The 21,128-nt window shown below is 65.7% G+C and carries 22 protein-coding genes; 11 read left to right on the forward strand and 11 right to left on the reverse strand.

All coding sequences use genetic code 11. From position 1 onward, the window contains the following. The first annotated feature begins 48 nt into the window (after positions 1-48). Entirely contained in the window at positions 49-708 is a 660-nt protein-coding gene (locus tag AB0O58_RS08640) for a TrkA family potassium uptake protein (protein WP_032365054.1), read from the forward strand. Here the strand turns inward: AB0O58_RS08640 and AB0O58_RS08645 are convergent. Beyond that, complete coding sequence (locus AB0O58_RS08645) at positions 682-1,341, reverse strand: DUF3159 domain-containing protein (protein ID WP_027496897.1); 660 nt, start codon at positions 1,339-1,341, stop codon at positions 682-684. The genes AB0O58_RS08640 and AB0O58_RS08645 overlap by 27 nt on opposite strands. A gap of 112 nt (positions 1,342-1,453) precedes the next feature. Further along, positions 1,454-1,831, reverse strand: coding sequence for an OB-fold nucleic acid binding domain-containing protein (locus tag AB0O58_RS08650; protein WP_027496896.1), 378 nt, complete (start codon positions 1,829-1,831; stop codon positions 1,454-1,456). Positions 1,832-1,998: 167 nt separating this feature from the next. Here AB0O58_RS08650 and AB0O58_RS08655 point away from each other — a divergent pair, with 167 nt between their 5' ends. Beyond that, positions 1,999-2,709, forward strand: coding sequence for an alpha/beta fold hydrolase (locus AB0O58_RS08655; RefSeq protein WP_366238111.1), 711 nt, complete (start codon positions 1,999-2,001; stop codon positions 2,707-2,709). A 6-nt stretch (positions 2,710-2,715) separates the two neighbouring features. On the opposite strand, the gene AB0O58_RS08660 is transcribed toward AB0O58_RS08655, so the two are convergent. Both AB0O58_RS08660 and dut read right to left on the reverse strand, forming a co-directional pair. Then, positions 2,716-3,549: a DUF3710 domain-containing protein gene (locus AB0O58_RS08660; RefSeq protein ID WP_032372524.1), complete on the reverse strand. Its 834-nt coding sequence runs from the start codon at positions 3,547-3,549 to the stop codon at positions 2,716-2,718. A gap of 78 nt (positions 3,550-3,627) precedes the next feature. Next, positions 3,628-4,095, reverse strand: a complete 468-nt coding sequence (gene dut, locus AB0O58_RS08665) for a dUTP diphosphatase (protein ID WP_027496893.1) — start codon at positions 4,093-4,095, stop codon at positions 3,628-3,630. A gap of 196 nt (positions 4,096-4,291) precedes the next feature. Between dut and AB0O58_RS08670 the strand changes: the two genes are divergently transcribed. Further along, on the forward strand, positions 4,292-4,786 hold the full coding sequence (locus AB0O58_RS08670; RefSeq protein WP_063216906.1) for a DUF3093 domain-containing protein: 495 nt from the start codon (positions 4,292-4,294) through the stop codon (positions 4,784-4,786). 86 nt (positions 4,787-4,872) lie between these two features. Here AB0O58_RS08670 and AB0O58_RS08675 read toward each other — a convergent pair whose 3' ends face one another. Further along, positions 4,873-5,175 carry a DUF4193 domain-containing protein gene (locus AB0O58_RS08675; RefSeq protein ID WP_027496891.1) on the reverse strand — a complete coding sequence of 101 codons (303 nt, stop codon included), beginning with the start codon at positions 5,173-5,175 and terminating at the stop codon, positions 4,873-4,875. Positions 5,176-5,720: 545 nt separating this feature from the next. Between AB0O58_RS08675 and cei the strand changes: the two genes are divergently transcribed. Next, a complete protein-coding gene (gene cei / locus AB0O58_RS08680) occupies positions 5,721-6,401 on the forward strand; it encodes an envelope integrity protein Cei (protein ID WP_032372525.1) in 681 nt (226 codons plus the stop codon). 48 nt (positions 6,402-6,449) lie between these two features. Here the strand turns inward: cei and AB0O58_RS08685 are convergent, their stop codons facing one another. Next, the gene (locus tag AB0O58_RS08685) at positions 6,450-7,283 is read right to left on the reverse strand and encodes an inositol monophosphatase family protein (RefSeq protein ID WP_032372803.1); all 834 of its coding nucleotides are present in this window, start codon (positions 7,281-7,283) and stop codon (positions 6,450-6,452) included. 264 nt (positions 7,284-7,547) lie between these two features. Here AB0O58_RS08685 and ppgK point away from each other — a divergent pair, with 264 nt between their 5' ends. Together ppgK and AB0O58_RS08695 are read left to right on the forward strand one after the other, a co-directional pair. Then, complete coding sequence (gene ppgK / locus AB0O58_RS08690; protein WP_052057356.1) at positions 7,548-8,372, forward strand: polyphosphate--glucose phosphotransferase; 825 nt, start codon at positions 7,548-7,550, stop codon at positions 8,370-8,372. A gap of 160 nt (positions 8,373-8,532) precedes the next feature. Next, entirely contained in the window at positions 8,533-9,861 is a 1,329-nt protein-coding gene (locus AB0O58_RS08695; RefSeq protein WP_366238112.1) for an RNA polymerase sigma factor, read from the forward strand. Positions 9,862-9,939: 78 nt separating this feature from the next. On the opposite strand, the gene AB0O58_RS08700 is transcribed toward AB0O58_RS08695, so the two are convergent. Both AB0O58_RS08700 and AB0O58_RS08705 read right to left on the reverse strand, forming a co-directional pair. Beyond that, positions 9,940-10,299, reverse strand: coding sequence for a DUF952 domain-containing protein (locus tag AB0O58_RS08700; protein ID WP_032370442.1), 360 nt, complete (start codon positions 10,297-10,299; stop codon positions 9,940-9,942). A gap of 71 nt (positions 10,300-10,370) precedes the next feature. After that, a complete protein-coding gene (locus tag AB0O58_RS08705) occupies positions 10,371-11,300 on the reverse strand; it encodes an EamA family transporter (RefSeq protein ID WP_283550125.1) in 930 nt (309 codons plus the stop codon). Positions 11,301-11,533: 233 nt separating this feature from the next. Between AB0O58_RS08705 and AB0O58_RS08710 the strand changes: the two genes are divergently transcribed. Then, positions 11,534-11,728, forward strand: coding sequence for a hypothetical protein (locus tag AB0O58_RS08710; protein ID WP_027496884.1), 195 nt, complete (start codon positions 11,534-11,536; stop codon positions 11,726-11,728). Positions 11,729-11,880: 152 nt separating this feature from the next. Here the strand turns inward: AB0O58_RS08710 and AB0O58_RS08715 are convergent, their stop codons facing one another. Beyond that, positions 11,881-13,620: a DEAD/DEAH box helicase gene (locus AB0O58_RS08715; protein WP_032400812.1), complete on the reverse strand. Its 1,740-nt coding sequence runs from the start codon at positions 13,618-13,620 to the stop codon at positions 11,881-11,883. Positions 13,621-13,811: 191 nt separating this feature from the next. Here AB0O58_RS08715 and AB0O58_RS08720 point away from each other — a divergent pair, with 191 nt between their 5' ends. Continuing rightward, positions 13,812-14,876: a YihY/virulence factor BrkB family protein gene (locus tag AB0O58_RS08720; protein ID WP_045841788.1), complete on the forward strand. Its 1,065-nt coding sequence runs from the start codon at positions 13,812-13,814 to the stop codon at positions 14,874-14,876. 38 nt (positions 14,877-14,914) lie between these two features. Here AB0O58_RS08720 and AB0O58_RS08725 read toward each other — a convergent pair whose 3' ends face one another. Continuing rightward, positions 14,915-15,151: a DUF3039 domain-containing protein gene (locus AB0O58_RS08725; protein WP_027496881.1), complete on the reverse strand. Its 237-nt coding sequence runs from the start codon at positions 15,149-15,151 to the stop codon at positions 14,915-14,917. 91 nt (positions 15,152-15,242) lie between these two features. Between AB0O58_RS08725 and AB0O58_RS08730 the strand changes: the two genes are divergently transcribed. The 3 genes from AB0O58_RS08730 to AB0O58_RS08740 all read left to right on the forward strand — a co-directional run bounded on the left by AB0O58_RS08730 (position 15,243) and on the right by AB0O58_RS08740 (position 18,279). Beyond that, positions 15,243-15,611: a DUF3099 domain-containing protein gene (locus AB0O58_RS08730; RefSeq protein WP_027496880.1), complete on the forward strand. Its 369-nt coding sequence runs from the start codon at positions 15,243-15,245 to the stop codon at positions 15,609-15,611. Between the two features lie 45 nt (positions 15,612-15,656). Beyond that, complete coding sequence (locus AB0O58_RS08735) at positions 15,657-17,138, forward strand: class I SAM-dependent methyltransferase (protein WP_032391626.1); 1,482 nt, start codon at positions 15,657-15,659, stop codon at positions 17,136-17,138. Positions 17,139-17,307: 169 nt separating this feature from the next. Next, complete coding sequence (locus tag AB0O58_RS08740; protein ID WP_027496878.1) at positions 17,308-18,279, forward strand: sigma-70 family RNA polymerase sigma factor; 972 nt, start codon at positions 17,308-17,310, stop codon at positions 18,277-18,279. A 138-nt stretch (positions 18,280-18,417) separates the two neighbouring features. Here the strand turns inward: AB0O58_RS08740 and AB0O58_RS08745 are convergent, their stop codons facing one another. Next, the gene (locus tag AB0O58_RS08745; RefSeq protein WP_027496877.1) at positions 18,418-21,075 is read right to left on the reverse strand and encodes a bifunctional GNAT family N-acetyltransferase/acetate--CoA ligase family protein; all 2,658 of its coding nucleotides are present in this window, start codon (positions 21,073-21,075) and stop codon (positions 18,418-18,420) included. Positions 21,076-21,128 lie beyond the last annotated feature (53 nt).

The following is a 21,128-nucleotide window of genomic DNA, read 5'->3' on the forward strand; positions in this document are numbered from 1 at the left end:
GCTCGCCCGTACTTTGTTCTCCTCCCCCATCGACCCGAACGGGAAGCCATGAAAGTCGCCATCGCCGGTGCCGGCGCAGTCGGCAGATCCATTGCACGCGAATTGATCCGAAGCGAGCACGAGGTGATGCTCCTCGAACGCAAACTCGACCACGTCGATCAGGCCGCGGTACCCGAGGCCGAATGGGTGCTCGCGGACGCCTGCGAGTTGAGTCTGCTCGAGGCCGCCCATCTCGAGAACTACGACGTAGTGATCGCCGCTACCGGCGACGACAAGGCGAACCTGGTGCTCAGCTTGCTGGCCAAAACCGAGTTCGGCGTGAACCGCGTGGTGGCCCGGGTCAACGACCCCAGAAACGAATGGCTCTTCGACGCGGCCTGGGGTGTCGATGTCGCAGTCTCGACCCCGCGCATGCTGGCGTCACTGGTGGAGGAGGCCGTATCGGTAGGCGATCTGGTCCACCTGATGACATTCCGCAAAGGGCAGGCAAATCTCGTGGAGATCACTCTGCCCGAGAACACGCCCCTGGCGGGCAAGCCGGTACGCAAGCTCCAGCTACCGCGGGACGCAGCACTGGTGACGATTCTTCGCGGTGGCCGTGTCATCGTTCCGCAGCACGACGATCCACTCGAAGGCGGTGACGAGTTGCTCTTCGTCGCGGCGAAAGAGGTGGAGGACGAACTACGTGCTGCGGTCGGTCTGACCTGACGGCAGCTCGTCGGCCTGTTCGTCGTTAGATGCGAGGTCCAGCGCTCGATCTGCCTGACGCACCGCCCACAGAGTCACCAGTAGGGCTACGCCGGTCAGGGGCCACCCCATCCCGATCCGTGCCACCGCGAGCCAGCCGGTCTGGTCCGAGTCGTAGAGCTGGGACTGAACGATGTAGCGCGCAGCGAACACCGACGCCCAGGCGATAGTGGCCACGTCGTAGTAGCGAACCGCAGACCGCTCCCGACGCCACGACGTTCCCTTGCCGTTGAGGTAACCCCAGATGACGCCGACGAGCGGCCACCGGGCGAGTACCGACAGCACGAACGCCCCGCCGTAGACGAGTGATGTATAGATGCCGAACAGGAAGTAGCCCTTGGCGTCCCCGGTGCGGTACGCGATGAATGCGCAGATGCCTACGCCGAAGAATCCGGAGATGGCCGGTTGTATCGGGCTGCGGCGTACCAGCCGCCACACCAGAACGGCCGCGGCGACACCCAACGCCGCCCACAGAGCGACCGACAGGCCGAAGTAGCTGTTGAACGGGACGAAGACGACCACGGGCAGCGTGGAATACACCAATCCGCTCACACCGCCGAGCTGCTCGAGCACGGTGGGGGCGGCGGTCTTCACGGCGTCCGGCGTCGACGTGTCGGGTACCGGTTCCGGCGTGTCCGACGTTCTCGGGTGCGGCACTGCATCGTCGCTGTTCGTCACGAGAACGAGAGTGCCATACCGGGGACGATCAGTTGTCGTCGCGCAGTTCGTAGTACGGGTTGTAGACGATCTTGCGCCCATCGCGTTCGCCGACCCGGCCACGCACCAGGACCGTCTTGCCCGGCTCGATTCCGGCAATCTTGCGCCGGCCGATCCACAGGAGAGTCACCGTGTCGGTGCCGTCGAAGAACTCCGCTTCGATGTTTGCGTTCGCGGCCTTGGAACACGCTTCGACGCTGCGTAGACGACCCAACATCGTGACCTCTTCGCCACGCGAGCAATCGCAGGCGCGTCGAGCTCCGGACGCTTCGGAGGATTCGGCCATCTCCTCGGCGTCGAGCTGATCGATGTCCTCGGTCAACTTTCGCGTCAAGCGGCGAAAGTATCCTGCGGCAGCGGGTGCCATTGTGCGCTCCTGCGGGTGGGGGTCGTCTCGCAGCTCCACTCCTGGGAGCAGTTGCGGCGACCTGGGAGTTTCCCTCGTCATAGCTGGTACTTCGCCACTGTAGACCCGATCCGGCGCGCTGACCAACCACCGCCACGCCGTCGAACGGGGGCGTGCACAATCGTCTCGTGCACACCCGATTCGAGACCTCCACCGCGATCGTTCTACCGGGGACGGGATCGGACGCGCAGTTCGCGAAGGAGGCATTCGGGCAGGCGTTCGACGTTGTGGGATTGACCACTGTCGCCGTGGAACCCGACCCGACCGGCGTGGTGAGGAGCTACCTCGGTGCCCTCGACGACGCTGTACGCGCGCACGGTCCCGTCGTGGTCGCCGGAATCTCGCTGGGTGCAGCCGTCGCGGCGCACTGGGCCGAACGCAACCGCTCGAGTGTCGTCGCGTTGGCGCTGGCGCTGCCGGCGTGGACGGGCGATCCCACCGGCTCACCAGCTGCACTGAGTGCACGGTTCACGGCTGGGTCGCTTCGCGAACACGGGCTCGACAGCGTCACGGCGACCATGGCGGAGTCGAGCCCAGAATGGCTCGCGCGCACCCTGGCGCGATCCTGGGCGTCGCAGTGGCCGGCGCTCCCCCGCGCGCTGGACGAGGCGGCCTCGTACCGAGGCCCGGAATTGGACCGTCTCGCGCGGATCGACGCGCCGACCGTCGTGGTCGGCGCGATCGACGACCCGGTGCATCCGATCGCGGTGGCGGAGCAGTGGGCTCGCGCCCTACCGAGAGGCGTACTGCGGACCGTGACATTGACAGATATCGGACTCGACCCGGGGGTCCTGGGCCGAGAAGCCGTCGACGCTCTGACCGCGGCGCTCGACGGCTGACGCCGATCAGCCCCCCAGTTGCTGAATCGCCGATCCGGACGCTCCGCGGCGCGGAGCGCGCTCGGCACCGGGTTGTTCGGCGTTCGGTTGCGGAGTCGACTGCTGCTGCGCCGCATCGGTGTTCGCATCAGGGGCGGTGGGCTGCGCCGGCGCGGCCTGCTGCGCTGCTTGCTGCTGCGCGGCAGCCGCCAGTTGCTCGGCCAACACCTGCGGCAGAACCACCGGCAACGGAGTACGCACCGGGTGTGGATCGGTGCCGCGGTCGACGACGGTCTGTCGAAGAATCGAGTGCGCGAGCTGGACCAGGGGCTGGCCCTCCGCCACCGCGCCCGACGGCCCGGCGAGGACGCATCGAACCATCCAGCGATACCCGTCGACACCGATGAAGCGCAGATCGGCGTTGGCGGTGACACCGACCAGCTCGCGGCCCCACGGCCCGGTCTCCACGGTCGTCTCGGCCTTGTCGTTGCGGAGCGATGTCGCCAGATCGGCTGCCACCTCGCGCCACTGCCCCGGAGACTTCGGGGCAGCGTAGGCGGCGATGGTGATGCGCCCGAACTGGGTGACGATGTGTACTGCTTGCGGGCTGCCCGCCTGAGACATCTCGACCTGTAGTTGCCCGCCCTCGGGGAGAGGGATCAACACCGAGCCGAGATCCAGCCGGTTCGCCGCGACGGTCTCGCGATCCTGGTCCAGATCACCGAGATCGTGGGGGCCCTCGACGGTCGTGTCCGCGGTCGCATCGTCGTTGTCGTTGTCGTCGTCGCGGCCGTCGACGAATGGCTCCGCGCTGGACGCGGAGGCACTGCCGGCGTCGTTCTTCTTACGCCGTCCGAACATGTTCAGCTCTCTTCTTCTCGGTTGCATTCAGTTCGCTGTACACCGACGACCGTCGCGACAGACGCACTACGTAGGACGTCACTGCACCAGACTCGCATGTCCGCCGGTCGAACCGTGACCGCCGTCCCCTCGAACGGTGTCGTCGAGTCGATCCACTTCGACGAACTCGACCAATTCGACGCGCTGCACCACCAACTGAGCGATTCGATCGCCGCGATCGAGCACGATGGGCGTCCGGAGATCGTGGTTGATCAAGCAGACCTTGATCTCCCCGCGGTATCCAGCGTCGATGGTGCCAGGGGTGTTGACGACCGACAGTCCCGATTTGGCCGCCAGGCCCGAGCGCGGGTGGATCAGCCCCACCATCCCGAGGGGCAAGGCCACCGCAATCCCCGTGCCCACGAGAACCCGTTCGCCGGGAGCGATCGTCACTGGGGCGGTGATCCGCAGATCCACACCCGCGTCACCCTCGTGCGCACGCGTGGGAACCGGTAGATCTGGGTCCAACCGGCGAAGTCGAACCTCCCCGGGGCGGTCCGGGGGCACCTCGAGCTGGTCGCCGGAAAGCGTGTTGCGGGACTCGATGACTTCGTCACTCACGTCGAACGAGACTACGCTGATCTGCTTCGCCGTCGGCGGGGCGACTACCCTGGGTGGGGTGACTGCAGATCGACAGGCCGATCGGGCGAACCCCGAGTCCGACGACCCCGCCTCGCGTGCCGGTTCCCCCGGCTCGGAGTCGGTGCTCTACGCCGAACGACTGTGGGTACCCCTCTGGTGGTGGGTGGCCGGCGCAGCGCTGGCGGTACTACTCGCAGCGGAGGTACACATGGGTGCCCCCGGTGTTCGCGCCTGGCTGCCCTACGTGTTGCTCCTGCCCCTTGTCGCCTGGGGTCTGGTGGCGTTCAGCAGGTTACGTGTGCAGGTGGTGGCCACCGATCCGAGCTCGGACTCGACCGAGTCGTCGTCCGCCGGCCTCGAGCTACGGGTCGGCAAAGCGCATCTGCCTCTCGATGTCGCGTCCAAGGCAGCCGTGGTGCCCGCGACAGCAAAAAGTGCGGCGCTGGGAAGGCAGCTGGACCCGCTTGCCTTCGTACAGCACCGCACCTGGGTGAAACAGATGGTGATCGTCGTACTTGACGACCCGGACGACCCGACGCCCTACTGGTTGATCAGCACCAAGCGACCGGAGGATCTACTCGCCGTGCTCAGTGCCCACGGCGTGGAAGCTCGCTGACCCAGCCGTCGGGCTCTCGCTGCGAAACCTCACTGCCCGGCCGCTCGGCCGGGCATTGCCTGCCCTCGATCAGGGCCTGCCGTCGATCAGGCAGCGCAGTCCCGGCACATGAGGACGCCGTTGGCATCGCTGGCCAGTCGACTGCGGTGGTGCACCAGGAAGCAGCTCGAACAGGTGAATTCGTCCGCCTGCTTGGGAACCACCCGGACCGAAAGCTCTTCGCCGGACAGGTCGGCACCCGGGAGCTCGAAGGACTCGGCGGTGTCTGACTCGTCCACGTCGACGACTGCGGACTGCGCCTCGTTGCGGCGAGCCTTCAGTTCTTCGAGAGAGTCCTCCGAGACGTCGTCGGATTCTGTTCTTCTCGGAGCGTCGTAATCGGTTGCCATTGTTCTCGTAACCCCTCATCTTCGTACGTGTGTGTGGTGGAAGCTGCCGGTGTGGTCGGCTTGTGGCCGTCGGCTGTGAAGAGGGCGCTTGCTCGCTCCCACCGATTTGATTCTCGATCGAACAGGTTCATCACGCGGTGCCGGAAACTACACCGGGTAGTTCCCGAATTCCGCCGGTTGAAACTCGATCGAGATTTCGCTCACCTGATCGACGATTCACCGGCAGCTTTCTGTTTCTTAAGCACTGCGGCCGCCAGACAATAGCCGACGCCGACCCCAAAGCCGAAACCGAATCGCCGATCACTTCATTGCCTCCGTGCACGCCGCATCAACACCGAGATCACCGGCTTCATTCCGCAGTCCGCAGAAGCAGTTCTGCTGCTGGTTTTCGCGGTGCAAACGGGTCGCATGCACTGCTTTCGGCGACCTCGCGGCCGAGTGTGCCGTCGCCGAGGACCGCGGGCATCTACAGTAGGCACGCGTCGGTGTGAACCGACTCCGTGTACCGGTCTCGGCGACTGCCGACGGAAAGGCGAAGAATCACTGTGGTTTCTCTGATCACCGAAGGCCGGCCGGTCGACGACCGCGGCCGTCCGTTCCGTCGACGCCGCGCACTTCCGATCATCGCCGTGTTCGCAGTACTCGCTCTGCTCGCCGTGGTCGTGTGGGTCAAGGTGTTCACCACCACCGAGACGACATCGGCCACTGCCGAATGCAACACCCCGACCACGACCGCTGCCACCGACGGAACGCAGCCGGTTGCCCTCGGCGAGGAAGTCGACCCGACGACACTTCTCGACGTCGAGCCTGCCGCCCTGTCGGCATCGAAGGTACGAGTGTTCAACGCCAACGGCGAACGCGGCCAAGCTGCACACGTGGCGGCTCAGCTCAGTGACTACGGCTTCGCGAGTGCTCCGGACGTGCAGGTGGGCAACGATCCCGTCTACGTCGACCAGAACATGCAGTGCCAGGGCCAGATCCGATTCGGATCCGCGGGTATCGGTGCCGCGAGCGCAGTGTGGCTCCTCGCACCGTGTGCAGAACTCATCGAGGACTCGAGGACCGACGACTCGGTGGATCTGGCACTCGGCACCTACTTCAGCGAGATTCAGCCGAACGACGACGCAGAGGAAGTGCTACGCACGCTGGCGGGCGCAGCACCCGGTGCCGCGCCGCAGCCCCTCGACCCCGATCTGCTCGCCGCCGCGCGTCAGTCTCGTTGCTGAGTCGATCGCGCTGCTGAGACGATCGCGCTACTGAGTCGGACCAGTCCGTCAGCTCGGAGTCGGATCGAGTGCGCCGACGAGTCGTAGGGCGGCAGTCAGGGGTTCGGCGATTCCCGGGGCCATCGCCACGGTGACGACCCCGTCCGCACTCGACGACGTCGCTGCGGGCACATCGACGAGGGCTCCGGCCTCGGCAGCGATCAGCGACCCCGCCGCCCAGTCCCACGGGCTGAGCCCGTGCTCGAAGTGTGCGTCGACGGCACCGGACGCGACCATGCACAGATCCAGTGCTGCAGAACCGATTCGGCGAATATCTCGCACCTTCGGCAGCAGTTCGGCGATGATCGCGCCCTGCGCCGCGCGGCGTCGTGATCCGTACCCGAATCCGGTGGCCAGCAACGTCATCGACAATTCGGTCACACCCGAACACTGCAGCCGTTCGATACGACCGTCTGCGTACCGAGCCGTCGAACCGTGCCCCTGCGCGGCCGAATAGACCACATCGCGGGCCACGTCGACGACGGCCCCTGCCACGCTCACTCCGTCGATCTGCACCGCAACAGAGACCGCGTACGCAGGAATTCCGTACATGAAGTTGACGGTTCCGTCGATCGGATCCAGCACCCATCGAACTCCGGCGACGGATTCGTCCCCGCCACCTTCCTCCTCGCCGAGGACGGCATCGCCGGGACGCAGCTGCGCCAGCAATTCGCGAAGAACACGTTCGGTTTCGGTGTCCACGACGGTGACCGGATCGGTCGGTGTGCTTTTCGTCTGCACGGCCTCTGCCTCCGCGTCGGCACTGTCACCGAACACCTGCGGACGACGCGTTCGGACGTGCTCGGCTGCCTCCGTGGCAACCCGAACGGCAACCCCGCGCAGTACCTCCGCATCACGTGTCGTCGGTTCGGTATCCGACCGTTCTACGGTTGCCGGCGTCTGCGGCAATTGCTCAGTGGCGGTGTGGGTCTGCGTTCCGTCATGTTTCGGCACGCGTACATCGCAACACACTTCGCCGGCGCGGCACCACCGCGGCACTCGGCGGGCCGTCCGCTACAGCGTCGGCGTCACGCCGACGAACGGACGGCACTATTGTTCCGAAGCGACGGCACACACGAATTCGATCAGGCCAGGAGCGGCATCGACATGACACAGCCAGGTTCGGACAACAGCACCGCGGCGACGGCCGAGCGTCACGGGTTCGGCGTCGACGTCGGTGGCAGCGGCATCAAGGGCGGCATCGTCGACCTGAACACCGGTGAGCTCGTGGGCGATCGCTACAAGATCGAGACGCCTCAGCCTTCGACCCCCGACGCCGTCGCGCGGACCGTGGCCGAGATCGTCTCGCATTTCGAGTGGACCGGGCCGATCGGCGTCACCCTGCCCGCGGTGGTCACCAACGGTGTGGCGCGTTCGGCCGCGAACATCGACAAGAGCTGGATCGACACCGATGCGCGAGCATTGTTCGCGAAGGCCATCGGAAACGAGAACATCACCGTCCTCAACGACGCGGATGCCGCCGGGGTCGCCGAGGACAAGTACGGCGGCGGCAAGGGCAAGGACGGGGTCGTCGTTCTGCTCACGTTCGGCACCGGCATCGGTTCCGCCGTTCTGCACAACGGAGTTCTGCTGCCGAACACCGAATTCGGACACATGGAGATCGGCGGCAAGGAAGCCGAGCATCGCGCGGCGTCCTCGGTGAAGGAGAACAAGGGGCTGTCCTACAAGGAATGGGCCAAAGAGGTCTCCACCGTGCTCGCGACGTTCGAGGCGCTGCTGTGGCCCGACCTGTTCATTGCCGGTGGCGGAATCAGTCGCAAGAGCGAGAAGTGGATTCCGCACCTGACCAACCGAACTCCGGTGGTCCCCGCGACCCTGCTGAACACGGCGGGGATCGTCGGAGCGGCCCTCGCTGCGGACAGTGCCGTCGCGTCCGCCGAGACCGGTACATCGGCTGGATCACCGCACTGACACGCGGTGTCGCCACCTGCGAAGGACGAGGGTAGGTAACAAACTCCTGAGAGGTCGTTACAATGGTGTGTGCCGGTACGCAGCCGGCCGAATCCGAAGACCTCTCCGCCGGAAACAACTCTGGCGTGACGCCGCACGACTTCGTCACGAAAGGGCGTACGTGGCAGCCACCGATATCCGTCAGACCGTAGATTCCGAACCTGGAACTGCGACACCTGAACCTGCTGTCAAGGCACCCGCCGCGAAGGCACCGGCTAAGAAGGCACCGGCCAAACGCGCCGCCGCCAAGAAGGCACCGGCCAAGAAGGCCGCAGCGAAGAAGACAGCAGCTCCCGCCACCGGCGATGACGTCGACGAGAGCACCCCGGGAATCGAAGACATCGACATCTCCGAAGGTGAACTCGCCGCCGCAGCGAACGACGTCGTCGAGGTCGTCGCCGCAGGCGACGACACCGAAGAAGACGCAACGAGCGAGCCGACCGCCGAGGACAAGGCGTCCGGCGACTTCGTCTGGGACGAAGAGGAATCCGAAGCCCTGCGTCAGGCCCGCAAGGACGCCGAGCTCACCGCATCAGCGGACTCGGTTCGCGCGTACCTCAAGCAGATCGGCAAGGTCGCCCTCCTCAACGCCGAGGAAGAGGTCGAGCTCGCCAAGCGCATCGAGGCAGGACTGTTCGCCGTCGAGAAGATGCGCGAGTCCGCGGAGAAGGGCGAGAAGCTCCCCGTCGCCCAGCGGCGTGACATGACCTGGATCTGCCGTGACGGCAACCGCGCCAAGAACCACCTGCTCGAGGCAAACCTCCGCCTCGTCGTCTCGCTGGCCAAGCGCTACACGGGCCGCGGCATGGCGTTCCTGGATCTCATCCAGGAGGGCAACCTGGGTCTGATCCGCGCGGTCGAGAAGTTCGACTACACCAAGGGCTACAAGTTCTCGACGTACGCCACCTGGTGGATCCGCCAGGCCATCACCCGTGCCATGGCAGACCAGGCCCGGACCATTCGTATCCCGGTGCACATGGTCGAGGTCATCAACAAGCTCGGACGCATCCAGCGTGAGCTCCTGCAGGATCTGGGCCGCGAGCCCACTCCGGAGGAACTCGCCAAGGAGATGGACATCACGCCCGAGAAGGTGCTGGAGATCCAGCAGTACGCTCGCGAGCCGATTTCCCTCGACCAGACCATCGGTGACGAGGGTGACAGCCAGCTCGGGGACTTCATCGAAGACTCCGAGGCTGTCGTCGCGGTCGACGCGGTGTCGTTCACGCTTCTGCAGGATCAGCTGCAGTCGGTGCTCGAGACGCTCTCCGAGCGCGAAGCAGGCGTAGTTCGCCTCCGCTTCGGCCTCACCGATGGACAGCCCCGCACCCTCGACGAGATCGGGCAGGTGTACGGAGTCACCCGCGAGCGAATTCGTCAGATCGAGTCCAAGACGATGTCGAAGCTGCGGCACCCGTCGCGGTCCCAGGTTCTGCGCGACTACTTGGACTGACAATCTTCGAACGACAAGCGACCGTCGATCTTCGGATCGGCGGTCGCTTCTCGTTGCTGGCGACTGCCAGGCTTTCGGTCAGAGCACGGGCGTCCCGAAATCCCCGGCGGGCCCCGGTCGGTACTCGACGGCGGCAGTGACGGCCTCGAGCGGTAGCGGTCCGTACAGGTGCGGAAACAGCATCGACTGCGGGTCGGACGGCACACCCGGCTCCCACTGCACCGGCGCACTCAACCGCGCTGGGTCCAGCGCCAGCAGCACCAGATCGGTGCGTCCTGGGAAGAGCCGGTTCGCGGGCAGATGCACCTGCTCGGGCGTGGAGAGGTGAACGAAACCCAGTTCGGCGAACGACTCCGGCGTGTACTCGGTACCGCCCCGGATTCTCGACCACTCCTCCGTGGTGCACAGATGTACGAGGACGTCGGTTCGTTCGGTCACACCGCCATTGTGCCGGGTTCTCGGGGCCTCGTGTCCCCTACCCCGCGCGTCCCCGAGCCGTGTCCTGGAAGTCAGGGCGGGGGCAGCGTGGGTGCCCCACCGCGCGTTCGGCCCGGCAGGCCGCCGAGCACCACTGCGGCGATGACGGCAAGGATTCCCAGGGACTCGAGCAGCGTCGGCACCTGGGTCAGCACCACGGCACCGACGACAGTCGCGGTCGCGGGCAGCAACGCCAACAGCAACGCGAAGCGAGCCCGACCCACTCGGACCAGGACGTACTGGTCGAGAACGTACGGAACGACGCTCGACAGCAATCCGACGCCCAGGCCCAGAACCCAGATGCGCCAGTCGCTCAGAACGTCGGTGTGCGCGAATGCGAACGGTGCGAACAGCGGCACGGCGAGAACCACCGATGCGATTCCGAAACCGGCAGCCATGTCGTCGAGCCCCTGCCCGGCGTCGGCCACGGACTTGCCCAGCACGATGTACGCCGCCCACAGAGCCGCCGAACCGAGCGCGAACGCGATTCCGATCAATCCCACCTCGCCGCCCTCGAACTGAGCCGACGCGATGGCAGCAACGCCGGCGACCACCAGAACGACCGCGAGTGCATCGGTGAGCTTCCGAGATCCTGCTGCGGCCACGACGATGGGACCCAGAAACTCGATGGCGACCGCCGCACCGAGGGGCAGCCGCGCGATGGCCTCGTAGAACATCACGTTCATGCCGATGGTGGCCGCTCCGAACGCGGCGGCGGTCACCGCGCGTCGTACCGTCCATACGGATCCGGCACCGCCGCGTCGACGCCACGGCCTACGCCAGGCGATCAGGACGACAGCGGCACCGAAGCCCCGCAGCCAGGCCACCGCAGCCGGGTTCACCGTGTCGAACAGGAACACTCCGATGGCCGCACCGACGTACATGCATATGGCACCGATCACGAACAGCGACGGGATACCCAGCCTCGAAGCGCCGGACAGCGAGGAAGAAGTCGAAGCCACACCGGGACCCTACTGCCGCCACCCGTCCGATTCCGTATCAGCTGTCAGCGAACAGGATCCACGGCGTTCCTGCTCGTAGGACATGTTTCGTGTTAGTGACAACACAAAGAAACGCGCTCGGGAACAACGCGTGACCGCCATACGTCTGACAGAGTGAACGAACCGCGCCATACCGACGCGGCGGACCGGCCCCAGGCGAACGGGACATACCCGCAAGCCAGTACGGAGGAGTCATGCCCGGAACATTGACCAGCCCACAATTGACAGCAGCGGACCGGTGCGACCGGTGCGGTGCAGGGGCTCGCGCGCGTGTCGTGCTCTCGACCGGTGGAGAGCTTCTCTTCTGCGGTCACCACGCCACCGAGCACGAAGCCCGCTTGCGTGAAGTGAACGCAACGGTGATGACCGAATCGGACTCCACGGTGTAACCCACCGACTCGTCGGGGGACGCCAGTTCGCCACAGCTGTACCGATACAACTGCATCAACGCACGATCACAACGACGGACGGTCTCTGGACCGTCCGTCGTTGTCGTGTCACCGGCACAGTTCGCCGGCAGCACTCGTTCGTCCGTCGGGTGCTACATCTTGCGCAACTGCGCGATTCGCTCACCCAGCTGCTCCGCCGATGCCATCGCCGTCGGCGGGCCACCGCAGATTCGACGCAGATCGCCGTGAATGACGCCGTGCGGCTTCCCCGTCCGGTGGTGGTACACCGCAACCAAACTGTTCAGTTCCCGCCTCAGGCCGGCCAACTGGCCGGCACTGGTGGCCCTGTCGTTGACGACGGCAGGCGCGGGGACCGCCGGGCCCGGAGCGGGTTTGTCGATCTGCTCCTGCTGACGCTGGCGAAGCAGGTCGCGCATCTGCGTCGCATCGAGCAGGCCGGGGAGCCCGAGATAGTCGGCTTCTTCGTCGCTGCCCGAGAACGTCGCGGTCCCGAACGAGGACCCGTCGTAGATCACCTGATCGAGCTCGGCATCCGCGCCGAGGGAGGTGTACGCCTTCTCTTCCTCGCCCAGCTCGTCTTTCTGCTTGTTCGCGTCGGCCAGCAGCTCGTCGTCGAAGCCGTCCTTCTCGCGGTGGGGCTTGCCGAGAATATGGTCGCGCTGAGCCTCGAGCTGCGAGGCGAGGTCGAGCAGGACCGGTACCGACGGCAGGAAGACGCTCGCCGTCTCGCCCTTACGGCGTGATCGCACGAAACGGCCGATTGCCTGCGCGAAGTACAGCGGAGTGGATGCACTGGTGGCGTAGACGCCGACGGCGAGACGCGGAACGTCGACACCCTCGGACACCATGCGAACGGCAACCATCCACCGCTGATCACTCTTGCCGAACTCGGCGATACGAGCCGAGGATGTGGGGTCGTCGGAGAGGACGAGGGTCGGCGTCTCCCCCGTGATCACCTCGATCAGCTTGGCGTAGGCCCGCGCCACCGTCTGGTCGGTCGCGATCACGAGACCACCTGCGTCGGGCATACCGCCCGACCGCAACTGTGCCAATCGTGTGTTCGCAGCCAACAGCACCGCAGGCATCCAGTCGCCCTGCGGGTCGAGGGCGGTACGCCAGGCCCGTGCGGTCTGCTCCGCATTCAGCGGCTCGCCCAACCGAGCGGTGTACTCCTCGCCTGCGCTGTCCCGCCACCGTGCCTCCCCGGAATACGCGAGGAAGACGACCGGGCGAACGACTCCGTCGGCGAGGGCGTCGGAGTAGCCGTACGCGTGATCGGCCTTCGACCGCATCAGGCCGTCCTGATCCGGTTCGTAATTGACGAACGGAATGGGACTGTCGTCGCTGCGGAACGGAGTACCCGTCAACGCAAGGCGTCGGGTGGCGTCGCCGAACGCTTCGCGGATGCCCTCGCCCCAGCTCTTCGCGTCACCACCGTGGTGGATCTCGTCGAGGATCACCAGAGTCTTGCGGGCCTCCGTGCGCACTCGGTGCTTGAACGGATGCGAGGCGATCTGCGCGTAGGTCACCACCACACCGTGGTAGTCACTCGAGGTCTGCCCGGTCGAGTTGGAGAAGCGCGAGTCCAACGCGATGCCCACCCGCGCCGCCGACTCGGCCCACTGATGCTTGAGGTGCTCGGTGGGTGCCACCACCGTCACCTGATCGACGGTGCGGTGCGCGAGCAGTTCGGCGGCGACGCGCAGGGCGAACGTGGTCTTACCTGCACCCGGGGTCGCCACCGCCAGGAAATCCTTGGGCGAGGCGACGAGATACTTCGTCAGCGCGCGTCGCTGCCAGGCACGTAGCGGTGCCCCGCCGGCGACGGGCGCAGCCGTCTGATCGGTGGATGGTGGTGTGGGATCGAACATGTCAGCGCTCACTGGCCGCCGGTTCCTGGCATCGATGTAAATTCCTCGCGCTCTCGGTAGCCCTGCAGTGTCCGCCGAGGAGCCTATCGCTCCGTACCGACGGATCCCGCATCGCTGGGGTGATGTCGGACGCGACACGGCGCGTCGGTCGTTAGGCGAAGTCGGCATCGGTCAGGAATGCTGGAGGCACCATGAGCGAGTCTGCAGGCCCAACTCCCACACCGCCGCGATTGTCGGCGAGAAACCCGCTACGTGCGGTGTGGAAAGTGACTCTGCGCACGCTCGGCAAGGCCTGGGACGATTCGATCTTCAGCAAGGCCGCGACCGCCGCCTTCTGGCAGACGCTGTCGCTACCGCCCCTTCTGCTCGGGGTGCTGGGCAGTCTCGGTTTCGTCGGAGGATGGTTCGGCCCCAACACCGTCGACATCATCGAGTCGAAGATCATCACCTTCAGCAACACGCTCTTCAGCAGCAGTGTCGTCGATCAGATCATCGCGCCGACCGTTCGAGACGTACTCGCACAGGGCAGTGGCGAAATCGTCTCGGTCGGCTTTCTGCTCTCGCTGTGGGCGGGCTCGTCGGCGATCTCGACGTTCGTGGACTCCATCGTCGAAGCACACGGACAGGCCGACGCTCGAAATCCCGTCTGGCAGCGGTTCTTCGCGCTGCTCCTGTACGTCGGCTTCCTGATCATCGCGGTGTTCGTGCTTCCGCTCGTCGCACTCGGACCGGTGTACGTCCAGCAGATACTGCCCGATTCGTGGCTGACCGTCGGCAGCGAACTCGTCGACTTCCTGTACTACCCGGCCGTCGGCTTGCTGCTGATCATCGGCCTGACCACGTTGTACAAGCTGGCGTTGCACACGTCACTGCCCTGGCATCGTCTGCTCGGCGGAGCACTGCTGGCCGGGGTGTTCTTCATGATAGCCAGCGCCGTACTCCGCCGGTACCTGACCTGGGTCACCAGCACCGGCTACACCTACGGTGCGCTGGCAACTCCGATCGCGTTTCTGCTCTTCACGTTCTTTCTCGGCTTCGCCGTGGTCCTCGGAGCCGAGTTCAACGCGACGATCCAGGAGTTCTGGCCGGCCAGAGCAACCCGAATGGATCAAATGCGTGAGTGGCTCGCAGCGCAGGCAGCGGCGGACGACAAGCCGTCGGGACCGGTGACCGCGGTAGCGCGGCGTCTGGCCACAGGCCCGATCAAAGTGGTCGGCGATCGGCAACGATCCGACCGGCCCGAACCGTCTCAGTGACGGTCGGGCCCGGCGGAGTCACCGTCGAACGTGAGCCGTCACTCGCCCTTCTTGAGGCCCTCGTAGACCTTCTTGCAGTCCGGGCACACCGGTGAGCCCGGTTTTGCAGACTTGGTGACCGGAAACACCTCGCCGCACAGCGCTACCACATGGGTACCCATGACGGCGCTTTCGGCGATCTTGTTCTTCTTGACGTAATGGAAGAATTTCGGCCGGTCATCGTCGGTGGTTTCGTCCGGAGCGATGTCGGGACGGTCCTTCGTCTGAGTGCTCATGAACACAGATTAATCCGTCGCCACACTGTGTTCGAACCGGTCGCACAGCTCGTCGTATGCAATCTGTGAGCGGTAGTGCCACAGTGGAGGTATGACGAGAACCCCAGGGTTCGACGGAAGCGCGTACAGCGACTCGCCGGATGGGCCCGTCCTGATCACCGAGGCGCAACAGTCGGTGGAAGAGCAGCACAAAGCGCGTGTCCGCAAGTACATGTTCATCATGTCCTTCCGCATACCGGCCTTGGTGCTCGCTGCACTGGCATACGGAATGTGGATGAACCCATGGATATCCATGGCGATCGTCGGTCTGTCCATTCCGCTCCCATGGATGGCGGTGTTGATCGCGAACGATCGGCCGCCGCGTACCAAGGACGAAATGAGCCGGTACGACTACCGGACCATCGACAGTCCGGCCATCGAATCGAGCAATCACCGCGTGATCGAAGCCGGCGAGGACTGACAGGAAGCCGACAGGCGGTGCGACACTTGCTCGGTGAACGCACAGATTTCTCCGTCCCCACTGGTCGCTGCCGCCGCTGCCCTCCGTGAAGCCTTCGATCGCGCGGGTTACGACGCCGACGGCGTCCTGAGGTTGCTGGGCTCCGACGCCCACGCCGCACTGGGACGCAGCGAACCGGTACCGGTCCGCAACGCGAGCCTCGGCGGCGGAGATCTGGGTGTCTTGGTGCGATTGTTCCTGCTGGTCGACGACTGCCCCGAGGACGAGGTCGCGGCCGCTCTCGCACCGCTGACCGTCTCCGAAGCCATCTCGGCCGGCATTCTCGCTCGTACCGGATCCACGGTGCGCACCCTGCTCGACATCCGGCCCCTCGACGCCGGGCACGGAACCCGGTGGATCGTCTCCGATCCCGACGGCAGCATGCGCGTCGCCGACACGGCCACCGATCATGTGCTTGGCGTCGGCCAGGCGTCGCTGTCGTTGTTGCGCGGTACACCGACCTCGCCAGTGGACACCGTCCTCGACGTCGGGACCGGATGCGGCGTCCAAGCCGTCCACGCGTGCGACTACGCAACGACGGTGACCGCGACCGACATCAGCCCGCGTTCGATGGATCTGGCGGCAGCGACGACGGCCCTCAACGGTCTCGACGTCGAATTGCTGCACGGTTCGTGGTTCGAGCCGGTGGCCGGACGTACGTTCGATCGAATCGTCGCCAATCCCCCGTTCGTCGTGGGACGCGCCGAAGTACTGCACTCGTACCGAGATTCCGGCCTCGACCTCGACGGCGCGAGCGCGTTGATGATCGCCCAGGCACCCGAGCACCTCACCCTCGGTGGGACTGCTGCCATCCTCGCGTCGTGGGTGCACCTCGAGGGCGAGGACTGGCGTACGAGAGTGGCGTCCTGGCTTCCCGCCCACGGCGTCGACGCCTGGGTGGTCGAGCGTGACGTGGCAGACCCCGCTCTGTATGTGGGCACCTGGATGCGCGACGGCGGTTTGGACCCGCGCGACCCCGATGCGGCCGCGGTGGCCCAGTCCTGGCTCGATCATTTCGCCGCCGCGGGTGTCGAGGGCGTCGGTTTCGGGTTCGTCTATCTACGCAAGACGGACTCTCCGACGGATCTGCTCGCCGAGGAGTTGACGCACGGGTTCTCCGACCCGCTCGGGAACGAGTCGCTCGAGTATTTCTCTCGGCTCGAGTGGCTCCGTGACAACGACATTCTCGACTCGGTACTGACTCTCGACCCCAACACCGCGCTCGAACGAGTGTTTCTTCCCGGCGACGAGGGCTGGGCTCCAGTGGCGATCCGTGTCCACCGGGGAAACGGACCACAGTGGCAGCACGACGTCGACGAGCTCGGTGCCGCGCTTCTGGCGGGCCTGCGTCCGGATGGGCTCGCGGTGGGCGAACTGGTCGAGCTGCTCGCCGCCGCGCACGGTGAGGATGCCGACGAACTGGCGGGGCATGCGGTGACGCTGATGCAGGGTCTGGTGCGGCACGGACTCGTGTTGCCGGCTCGCTGAACGGACCTGGGGCTGCGCTGCCGTTCCCGCTGCGAACGTTCTCAGCAACTTCTCAGGACGGACCCGCCGTATTCCCTGGTCAGGCGGGTATCACAAGGATCGGCGTGGGAACTTATCGGAGCGTCCCGAGCGTTGAACCTGTGAGACACCACCGACCAGGAGGCAAGTCATGACCAGCCCCAGCACCACGATTCGTCCGCGGCCCACCGATGCCGATCTGGACGCCCAGAGCCCAGCAGCCGATCTCGTTCGCGTGTACCTCAACGGCATCGGCCGCACCGCGTTGCTGACGGCTGAAGAAGAGGTCGACCTGGCCAAGAGGATCGAAGCAGGTCTGTACGCCAAACAGGTTCTCGAGAACACGAAGCGGTTGAGCGCAGTCAAGAAGCGCAACTTGGCCATCATCGTGCGGGACGGAAGCGCGGCGCGCAGCCATCTGCTCGAAGCAAACCTCCGGTTGGTCGTCTCGCTCGCCAAGCGCTACACCGGTCGCGGAATGCCGTTGCTCGACCTGATCCAGGAGGGCAACCTGGGCCTGATTCGCGCCATGGAAAAGTTCGACTACGCGAAGGGCTTCAAGTTCTCGACCTACGCAACGTGGTGGATCCGTCAGGCCATCACTCGCGGCATGGCAGATCAGAGCCGAACGATTCGGCTCCCTGTCCACCTCGTCGAGCAGGTCAACAAACTCGCCCGGATCAAGCGGGAGCTGCATCAGCAGCTCGGACGCGAGGCAACCGACGAAGAGCTGTCGAGTGAATCGGGCATCGCAGTCGAGAAGATTGCGGATCTGCTCGACCACAGCCGGGATCCGGTCAGCCTCGACATGCCGGTGGGTAGCGACGAGGAAGCGCCGCTGGGTGACTTCATCGAGGACTCGGAAGCCACGTCCGCCGAGAACGCCGTCATCGCCGGGCTGCTGCACAGCGACGTTCGCGTCGTGCTCGGCACCCTCGACGAACGTGAGCAGCAGGTCATTCGTCTGCGCTACGGCTTGGACGACGGCCAGCCGCGCACCCTCGATCAGATCGGCAAGCTCTTCGGACTGTCTCGCGAGCGCGTGCGTCAGATCGAGCGCGAGGTGATGGTCAAGCTTCGCCAGGGTGACCGCGCCGAGAAGTTGCGTTCGTACGCCAGCTGATTCCGGTTCTCCGACCGGTGGAGCGACGGTGAACACTCCCGTTCGCGCCATCCGACGCGGTGGCCGAACCGACGTTCTTTTCCCCTCGGGACGTCGGCTCGGTCGCCGCTTCTCTCGTTTTCGGCGACACAGTCCTCGTCAACGCAATCGTCGGGGACCGAGGTCTGCCTTCGTCGGTTCGGGCCCGATTCGTACTCGCGCATCGGTGATGTATGCGCCGTCGGCGGATGCCAGCACCGGTTCGCAAGAAATCTCACGGATGTCGGGAATGTCCTCGGCCAGCGCAGATATGCGCTGGACGAGGTCGATCAGCGCACTCTTGTTGACCGGCACGGCGTTTCGGTAGCCCGACAGCAGCGGAGCAGCCTTCGGCGCGTCGATCAACTGTGCCGCTTCGTCCTCGGTCAACGGCAGCACACGGTAGGCACGGTCGCCCAACAGATCCGAGATCACTCCGGCCAGACCGAACGAGATGAGCGATCCGAACGACGGGTCGTCCTGAACCCGCACCACGCAGCCGATTCCCTTGACTGCCATGCGCTGGACGTGCAGTAGCGGCTCTCCGGATTCGGCCGCCAGGTTGCGGTATGCCACACGGACTGCCGAGGCGTCGGCGACGTCCAAGCGGACACCGCCCAGATCGGGCCGGTGCCGCCACCGCTTCCCTGTCGCCTTCACGGCAACCGGGTACCCTAGTTCGTCGGCCGCCGCGACGGCCTCGTTCTCGTCGGTGACGGCGCGGAACGCCACGACGTCGAGGCCGTAACAGGCCAACAGTTCGGCAGTCTCGAAATCCGACAGCCAGCGCCCTTGGCCCCCTGCCGAACGCCAATCCCGGACCAGCTGCTTGGCGCGATCGCCGTCGATGCTCTTGGGCCGAACCAGATTCGATACCGGCCGCGAGCGCCAGGACGAATACCGCCACGCGGCGGCGAGTGCCGCCACGGCTCGTTCGGGGCTCGAATACGACGGAACCGAGCCCCGAACCGGGTGCCCGCCGGGCCCGCGTACAGCCAGCACATCCGGGATACCTTCGGTGGCAAGGAAAGTCGACAGCACCGGCTTGTCGGATCCCCGGACCGCATTGCCCAGCGCAGTCGCGAACGGTTCGACCTCGACCGCGACCGGGGGCACGAACACGACGATCACTGCATCGATGTCGGAGGCGGCCAGTGCCGACGAGACGGCCGCGGCAAAATCCTCGGGACCGGCCTGCGGTCCGACGTCGGTCGGGATATCAGCATGCAAGCCTTTGGCGCGAGCGGCGTCGACGGCCAGGACTCCCAGGGCCGTGGAGTTGCCCACGACGGCGACGCGTGGGCCGGCCGGGAGGGGTTGGTTGCCGAACAGTACTGCGCAGTCGAACAGTTCGGAGATGGTGTCGACCTGGATCACTCCGGCTTGGGCGAACAACGCTCGGACGATGGAATCGTCGATGTCGGCACCGATGGCGTGTGCGGGTGGTACGGCTCCGCGGCCGCTCTTGACCGCGATGATCGGCTTGCTGCGCGCTACCCGTCGAGCGATTCGGGTGAATTTGCGGGGATTTCCGAAGCTCTCCAGGTACAGCAGAATCACCTCGGTCGCCGGGTCGGAGTCCCAGTACTGCAACAGGTCGTTACCCGAGACGTCCGCTCGGTTGCCGGCAGAGACGAACGTCGACAGACCCAGTCGGCGATTGGCTGCCTCGTCGAGAATTGCGATGCCGAGTGCGCCGGACTGGCAGAAGAAGCCGACGTTGCCCGGGGTCGGCAGATGCGGTGCCAATGTGGCGTTCAACCCGAACTCAGGGTCGGTGTTCGCGACGCCGAGCGCGTTGGGCCCGATCAATCGCATCCCGTGGGCACGGGCGGCGAGCACCAGCCTGCGTTCGCTCTCCTGCCCCGCTGGCCCGGTCTCGCCGAATCCACCCGACACCACGAGCAGTGCTTTGACACCTTTGTCCAGGCAGTCGTCGAGCACTGCGTCGATGGCATCGGCCGGAACCGCAGCGATAGCAAGGTCGACCGGGTCCGGGATGTCGTGCACGGTGGCGTACGCGCGGACACCGCGCACCGAGCGGTGGTCGGCGTTGACGGGGTACACCGGGCCCGTGAAGTTACCGGCGAGCAGGTTCGCCAGCACCGCGTTGCCCACCTTGGAGCTGTCGGTCGATGCGCCGATGACGGCGACCGATCGAGGGCTGAGTACGTTGCGAACGCTACGGGCCTCGGCCGCGCGCTCGCGAGAGTTCCGCACCGACAGCAACGCCTCGCTCGGATCGATGGCGAATTCCAGCCGTAGAACACCGCCCTCGAAGGAACGGCTCACCTGATATCCGGCCTCCCGGAACACGGTGACCATGTTGCGGTTTTCGGCCAACACCTCGGCGACGAACATGTTGACGCCGTTCTCGGCGGCCGCACCCGCGAGGTGCTCGAGCAGGATGGGTCCGAGTCCGCGGCCCTGGTGGGCGTCGGCGACGACGAATGCAACCTCGGCCGAGTTGCCGTCGCCCTCGGGTAGCCGCTCGTACCGGCCGACCGCGATGATGTCGTCGCCCAGTACTGCAACGAAGGCCACACGGTCGTGATGGTCGACAGTGGTGAAGTTCAGAACGTCCCGCTGCGGCATCGTCGGATAGGGGCCGAAGTACCGAAGGTATCTGGTGCGCTCCGACAGTCGTCCGTGAAAAGCCACGATGGCCTCGGAGTCCGAGGGCACGATGGGCCGCAGGTGCACGACGCCGCCGTCCGACGTCAGAACGTCGGCGACCCAGTGCCGCGGAAATTCTGTTTCCGCGCGCTCTCGTGCCAGTTCCTTGCTGCTCTTCTCGTCTGTCGCGGCGGCCTGTTCGGCGGCCGGGTCGG

The organism is Rhodococcus sp. NPDC080181 (assembly GCF_040702225.1).
Classification (GTDB): Bacteria; Actinomycetota; Actinomycetes; order Mycobacteriales; family Mycobacteriaceae; genus Rhodococcoides; species Rhodococcoides fascians.